A 3,132-nucleotide genomic window follows, 5' to 3' on the forward strand; every position below is an offset into this window, starting at 1 on the left:
CCCCCATCACCGTCATGGAACCCGCCACCCCCGCGGCAGTACCCGCGGCCGAGCCGGACTGCGCCCCTACGGCAGTACCCGGGGCCGGACCGAGCTGCGCCCCGGCGGCGGTAGCTGTGGCAGTGCCGGGCCGGGCCTGCGCGGTGGGGTCCGGGGGCGGGCCGGGCCGGATGCGGGCGGCGATGCGTTCGGCCCGTGCGCTGATGCCCAGCAGGGATCCGGCGTTGGCGTAATAGAGGTCACCCGCGGTCGGGTGGCCCAGCGCGTACAGGCCGCGGGCCGGTCCCAGGACACGGTTGGTGGGGAAGTCGACATACACCCCGCCGCACGGGTGGATGCGGGCCAGGCCGCGGGCGGCCAGCCGGCCCAGCAGCCGCCCGGCCGGCTCGGCCGGATCATACGGCGTGGCCCGGACGGCGTTGAGGACCACACCGGCACGGTGTTTCCCCTCCCCCGACCACACCGTAAAGCCACCGCCCGGCACCGGGTCGATCGCGGTGATGCCCGCGTGCACTTCCAGCGCACCGGTGCGCAGTGCCCGCAGCAGCAAGGCGGCCGTGGCCGGGGGCATCGGGTTCAAGACGGTGGCAACCGCCGTGTTGTGGCGGCGCAGAAACGCCTGCCGGGTGGTCAGGGGAAGCCGCTGCCACAGCAGTTCACCCACCGGATCCAGCAGCGGCAGCAGCGCCCCCCGCCAGCAGTCCGCGGCGTCCTGGCGGCCCAGTTGACGGGCCAGCCGGTCCGCGGGCGGCTCCCCCACCGCCAGATCCAGCGCCATCTCCTGCGGCGATGCCCCATGCGCCAACAGCCCCTCATACAGCAGCCTGCGCACGGTCGACCACAGCGCCGCCGACGGCGTACACCGCACGGCATCAGCCAGCTGCCCGGCCTGAACCGGATCGATAGCAGCCGCCACACAGCGCACACTGGGCAGCAGCCCACTACGGGAGACCAGACGGATCGGCGCGCCGTGCCCGCGGCGCAGCAGGGCCACAGCACAGTCCACCGCGGAGAGATTGCTGCCCAGCACCGTCACCGGCTCCCCGGCCGGCAGCGACGGCGACAGCGGATACGGGTCGGCGACAAAACCGGGCCGCCCCGCCAGGCCATACACATCAGCCGGCCGGGGCGTGCCCAGACACAGCACCACATGGTCATGCGCCTGCACCTGACCGTCCGAAGTACACGTCACCAGCCGGCCCCCCTCGCAATAGAGGTCCTCCACCGTGGCCCTACGCACCACCACCGTGCTCCCCGCGGCGGCCAGTTGCGCGGTGGCCGCGGCCAGCCGCCGGCGCAGATAGCGACCAAACAGCCACCGCGGCTGGAACCGCGCCCGGGGATCGACAAACGGGAACCCACCGGCCCGGGACAATCCCCCCAGCCAGGTACAAAAATCCCCCGGATCGGTATGCCGGACCGACATCGCCTCAGCGGGCCGGTTGATCAGAGCACCCTCCGCGTCCCCGCCATACGGCCGGCCCGGGCCGGGATACGGCCGCGGCTCGAAGACACTGACCGTGACCCCCTCCCCCGGTGCGCTGCGCGCGAGAGCGTCGATCAGCGTCACCGCGGAGGCACCACCACCGATAACGGCTACCCGCATACGCTCAAACCCCACCCGGCCAGCCCACTCATCCGGCCAGCTCAAGTCTCGTCTGCAGCGCATCGAGATACCAGGTAGAGGTCTCCAGACGCATCACCGTACCCAAAGCGATCTGGGCAGCACAGCGCGGTTCACGGGCAATCGCCGGAAGAAGAATATTCTTAAACCAGGCCGGGCCGTGCCGTGCATCGATCTGAATATGCTGCTCGTGATACACATACGCCGACCCCGGCATCCCCAGCCGCCTGCAGCCCACAATGTAGGACCGGAACCGGCGGGGCGTCAGATACTCGGTCACCCCGAAATACCCGAACGCCTTATAGCAGTGCCGCCTCGACAGCGCCAAAGCCGCCGAAACATTCCCACACACCAGCGACTCGAGCATAATGTTACTGTCGATGAACTCCTTCGACACCCCGGCATCCGCAAGCGTTTTCGCGAACACCGTCGTATGCACCTCGGCCGGATTACCATTCCCCATCTCATCCCACAGGTTCTGGACGAGTTCCATCTTCTCCGCACCATTCGTACCCACCGTCAAAAACGACAGGATGTCATCGAAACGCGGATCCAGCGACGTCTCCTGCGCCAGATAGAACCTGAGGTCCTCAGCCGAGGCACGCTTCTCCAGAAAATCCCGGTAGAAGGGGTGATTGCTGGCAGTATGACTGCTGATGAAATTCCGGTACCAGGGCAGGAACGACTCCGGATCCCGCGGCACACACGCCAGTGCACTGTGATCCATCCGCCCCGACAGATCCGCCAGCATAGCGTTCTCCAGAACACTACGGATATCATCCAGAAGCTCACCCAGCAGAGAATCAACCTGCTCGATAGGCGGCAGACTGAAACACCGGTCGTAGATGTCACCCAGCACCCAGTGCGCGGTATGCAGCGCCGCACGGTCACCACGCGTGAAAGCCGCACGCGCTAATTCCTCAGCCACACCGCGCAACTCGGCCCGATACGCCATATCAGCAGCCCGGACATTAACGGCAGCGGCGTCCTCATCCCCCGCCAGCAGAGAAATAACCACCTCCCGCAAATCCATACCACTGTTGAGTTCAGATGTCGTACTCAAGGAGTATCCCCCCTTCATGCGTCACGGTCAGGAGGAGAACATCGCATCCATCGTCTCGTGCGTCGTCGGACGCTCAACATCCGCGACACTCGCCCAGCACGTATTCAGAATGATGCGCGTAGCCGGCTTACTCAGCGGAATCGTCCGGTGCAGCGTCGTATCCGACCGCAGAAAATACAGATCACCCGTAGCATGAGCATACGTACGGATCGGATGCTTCTGCAGATACTCATGCACCCGCGGATCCTGCTTATCCCAATTAGTATGCGGCACACACTGCAGCATCCCGCCCACCTCCGGCCCCGGCGCCTCGATAATCCAGATTAACGTGTAACTGAAATCCCCCCAATGCCACCCATGCGTATCCCCCGGCTGATCCTGACGGATAATGACATACTTCTCACCCTCCCACGGACACGGCAACACATCCGCCTGCGCAATCCGC

At 66.1% G+C, this 3,132-nt stretch carries 3 protein-coding genes; all 3 read right to left on the minus strand.

The window, feature by feature from the left end:
• A partial coding sequence (locus VT50_RS37610) for an FAD/NAD(P)-binding protein (RefSeq protein WP_158083251.1) occupies positions 1 to 1,606 on the minus strand: 1,606 nt, incomplete at its 3' end.
• Positions 1,607 to 1,634: 28 nt separating this feature from the next.
• A complete protein-coding gene (locus VT50_RS37615; protein ID WP_158083252.1) occupies positions 1,635 to 2,687 on the minus strand; it encodes an iron-containing redox enzyme family protein in 1,053 nt (350 codons plus the stop codon).
• A 27-nt stretch (positions 2,688 to 2,714) separates the two neighbouring features.
• On the minus strand, positions 2,715 to 3,132 hold a 418-nt coding region (locus tag VT50_RS37620), incomplete at its 5' end, for a HalD/BesD family halogenase (protein ID WP_420822268.1).

Source organism: Streptomyces antioxidans (assembly GCF_000968685.2).
GTDB classification, from domain to species: Bacteria; Actinomycetota; Actinomycetes; order Streptomycetales; family Streptomycetaceae; genus Streptomyces; species Streptomyces antioxidans.